This window comes from Mangrovimicrobium sediminis, from assembly GCF_004745945.1.
Classification (GTDB): Bacteria; Pseudomonadota; Gammaproteobacteria; order Pseudomonadales; family Halieaceae; genus Mangrovimicrobium; species Mangrovimicrobium sediminis.
Window position 1 is genome coordinate 1 of the sequence record NZ_SRLE01000045.1, and the last position, 2,591, is coordinate 2,591.

The 2,591-nt window shown below is 61.8% G+C and carries 3 protein-coding genes and 1 pseudogene; 1 reads left to right on the plus strand and 3 read right to left on the minus strand.

All coding sequences use genetic code 11. The features are described from left to right. Positions 1-147: 147 nt before the first annotated feature. Complete coding sequence (locus E4634_RS21155; protein ID WP_135446671.1) at positions 148-915, minus strand: SURF1 family protein; 768 nt, start codon at positions 913-915, stop codon at positions 148-150. A gap of 72 nt (positions 916-987) precedes the next feature. On the opposite strand from E4634_RS21155, the gene E4634_RS21160 reads away from it, so the two are divergent. Beyond that, positions 988-1,233: a DUF2909 domain-containing protein gene (locus tag E4634_RS21160; RefSeq protein WP_346763348.1), complete on the plus strand. Its 246-nt coding sequence runs from the start codon at positions 988-990 to the stop codon at positions 1,231-1,233. A 140-nt stretch (positions 1,234-1,373) separates the two neighbouring features. On the opposite strand, the pseudogene E4634_RS21165 reads toward E4634_RS21160, so the two are convergent. Then, positions 1,374-2,335, minus strand: a pseudogene (locus E4634_RS21165) (cytochrome c oxidase subunit 3). 43 nt (positions 2,336-2,378) lie between these two features. Beyond that, positions 2,379-2,591 (minus strand): cytochrome c oxidase assembly protein (locus E4634_RS21170; RefSeq protein ID WP_206046990.1); only part of this gene is annotated, 213 nt, incomplete at its 5' end.

The window sequence follows — 2,591 nt, forward strand, 5'->3', positions numbered from 1 at the left end:
TCGGAGATGTGTATAAGAGACAGGACCAGGTCGAGGTGGCCGTTGACCACTTAGTACCACAACCAGATGGCAGTGAGAATCATGGGCACCGGCAGGCCGATGATGGTCAGCAGGATCAAGCGGTTGGCATTGCGCTTGGGATCGGGTTCATTCATGCGGAGACTCTTTATCACCGGGGGTACGACGCATCAGCTGCCACAGGTTGGTACTGCGCAGCAGATACACCAGGAACAGGGCCGCGGCCATGGAAAACCACTGTACCGCGTAGGCCCGGTGCTTGGCGGGGGAGATATTAATCACCTCCCAGTTCACCTGCAACGCGCCGGGTTGCCCGGCGTCGATACGCACCGGGTAGGGGTAGAGCGCCGCGCCGACAACGGCGGCGATCTTGTCCATCTCGATCGCCTGGAGGCGCTTGGGCCAGCCGTGCTCCAGGGCGGTGTCAGCGAGCAGGAAAGGCTTGCCGGGGGCGACGTACAGGCTGCCGGTCAGCGTGCTGCCAGCGTCTGCCGACGGCGGTTCCGGCACTTCGGTCGGCTTCTGGCGCGCCGGGTCCGCCGGCACCCAGCCGCGGTCGACCAGGGCCAGCCCGCCGCTGTCCAGGGCAAGCACGGTGAGCACCTCGTTGCCGTACTTGCCATCCTGCACGCGATTCTCCAGCAGGAAGGTCTGCTGCGGCAGGTAGTGGCCGTGCAACAGCACCGGGAGATAGGCCAATTGCTCCGCCGGTTGCTTGCCGATTTCGTCCAGCGGTTGCGGCGCCTGGGTCTGGCGTCGCTCGAACGCCGCCGCCAGCAGGGTCTTTTCGCCGGCGCGATGCATCTGCCAGAACCCCAGGGAAATGAGCAGCGGCAGCAGCACCAGCGTAAACAGCGTGATGCGCCACTCGAAATCGAATTCGAGGCGTCCGCTCACGGCCGGCCACGGCCTCCGGGCTTCCCCGGCGGTGCTGGTTTATACTGGGCGCTCACGAGGAGATGCCTTTTGTTGAAAATATTGATCGTCATTCTGATGGTGGCGCTGGTTGCCAGCCTGGGCAGCGGATTTTACTACCTGATGATCGACCAGGGAGATAAAACCAAGCGCCGCACCTTTCACTCGCTGGGGGTTCGCCTGTCCCTCGCCGTCACCCTGCTGGCCCTGATTATCTACGGTGTGGCCACCGGCCAGCTGGGTCATCGCAATCCCTGGGATGCGGGGCCGCGCCCGGCGGCGGAGAAAGCCGCGGACTAAACACGCAGCCTGTGGCTACCGCACGGCCGATGCGTTCTCCACAAAAGTAAAAATGGCGGCTCGCGCCTGCGTACCGGGGTACGCGTCTCGAGCCGCCATGGTCGGGGCGACCGGTGGTCGCCCGGGGCGCCAGTTCCCGATTACAGGATGTAGACGAACAGGAACAGGAAGACCCAGACCACGTCCACGAAGTGCCAGTACCAGCTGGACGCCTCGAAGCCGAAGTGGTCGTCGGCAGTGAAGTGACCCTTGAGGCTGCGCAGCAGCTGGATCAACAGCATGGTCATACCCATGAACACGTGGAATCCGTGGAAACCGGTGAGCATGAAGAACGTCGAGCCGTAGATGCCGGAGTTCAGGGTCAGGCCGAAGTGGCCTCGTAGTACTCGTAGAACTGTACAAACAGGAAGAGCACACCCAGGGCGACGGTGATGGCCAGCCACAGGTTGAACTTGGACTTGTTGCCGTCGAGGATGCCCATGTGCGCCATGTGCACGGTGAAGCTGGAGGACAACAGGATGATCGTGTTCCACAGCGGCAGCCACTTGTACCAGGCGTGGGCGTCACCGAAGGCCATGCTGGTCTCGGGCGAGACGAAGGTACCGTTGTTGGCGATGGCCTGCGAGGCGGCACCACCCACCGCTTCCTGCGGGGTCTGCATCATCGGCCAGCTGTACTCGAAGCCCTCCCAGAGCAGGCCGTTCATGCGGCCGCCATCACCCTCGCCAGCCAGCCAGGGGCCAACCAGGTTGCGCACGTAGAACAGTGCGCCGAAGAACGCGAAGAAGAACATGACCTCGGAGAAGATGAACCAGAACATGCCCAGCACGTAGGACTTCTTCAGCTGTGCGCTGTTGAGACCGGCGATGTTTTCCTTGATGGCCTGGCGGAACCAGACGAACAGGGTGGCCATGAAAAAGAACAGGCCGGCGAGCATGATGGACCAGGAACCCCCGGTGGTGCCATCGCCGAAGGTGTGGTCGTTCATCACACTGGCGGCACCGAAGACGCTAAGGACCAGGCCGAAGGTCGCCATCACTGCCATCTTGCTCTTTTCCGGTACGTAATAGGTTTCGTACTCGGTGGAAGTTGGGCTTGTCATTACTATTTTCTCCATTAACGGTGTGCAGGTACCCCCACCTGCATCAGCGTGCGGCGACTGAATCCTTCGCCATATCGGTTACGTCAAACAGGGTGTAAGACAAAGTGATCGTGTGGATGTCCCTGGGCAGGTCCTGGTCCACGATGAACTGCAGCGGCATCTCGGCGGACTTGTCGCCATCCAGCGGCTGCTGGTTGAAACAGAAACACTCGGTCTTGTGAAAATAGGGTGCGGCGCGCGCCGGCGAGAAGCTGGG